This window comes from Longicatena sp. 210702-DFI.1.196 (genome assembly GCF_020563125.1).
Taxonomy (GTDB): domain Bacteria; phylum Bacillota_I; class Bacilli_A; order Erysipelotrichales; family Erysipelotrichaceae; genus Longicatena; species Longicatena caecimuris.
In genome coordinates this window covers 1-651 of sequence record NZ_JAJCPX010000099.1, presented here as the reverse complement: position 1 = coordinate 651, position 651 = coordinate 1, and the positions used below count along the sequence as shown (strand labels likewise).

The 651-nt window shown below is 33.6% G+C and carries 1 protein-coding gene; it reads right to left on the bottom strand.

The window, feature by feature from the left end; all coding sequences use genetic code 11:
• Positions 1–382, bottom strand: a 382-nt coding sequence (locus LI241_RS15540) for a transposase (RefSeq protein WP_133300764.1), incomplete at its 3' end; no start/stop codon positions are given.
• Between the last annotated feature and the right edge of the window lie 269 nt (positions 383–651).

Genomic DNA, 651 nt, shown 5'->3' with positions numbered 1-651 from the left:
TGTGGTATGATGAATACAGATAGGTTCTAGAAGCACCTGTGGATAGATATAAAGCGATGATACGAGCGTCAATTTTATCTGTTTTGGTTTTTCGATTGGAAAGTGAATCATGAAATCTTTTCACTAGTAATGGGTTGAATTCATGAAAGTCATAGCCAATGGAAGAGAGAAAGAGTTTTAAATTCTTTCCGTAAATACCAGTTGCTTCTAGGCCTATCTTTATTTGTTGGGAATGATCAAGATGGTCTAAAGCAGACTGAAGTTCTTTGAATCCAGTATTTGAATTATCAAATGAAAAAGATTCAAGGACAGTAACACCTTCAGAAGTGCAGATGTAACAGTCGTGTTTGTACTTGGCAATATCAATGCCTACGTAATACATGATGAAATACCTCCTTTTGAAGTAAGGGCTGTTGGTGATCACAGTTGTTTATTCGGACCTAATCTTGTACGAAATAAAACATCAAGTGTTATCTAACTAATCAAAGTTTGTAAATAAAAACTGTGGTCTGATTCTCCTTTAAATGGTCTACGCCACAAAAAAATAGATACAAATCCACAGCCCTAAGCTAATTATATAGCTTAATGAATTCCCAAGAAAGGAAGATATTATTTAATTACCTGTTTCTTGGTTAATTAAATAATACAAGA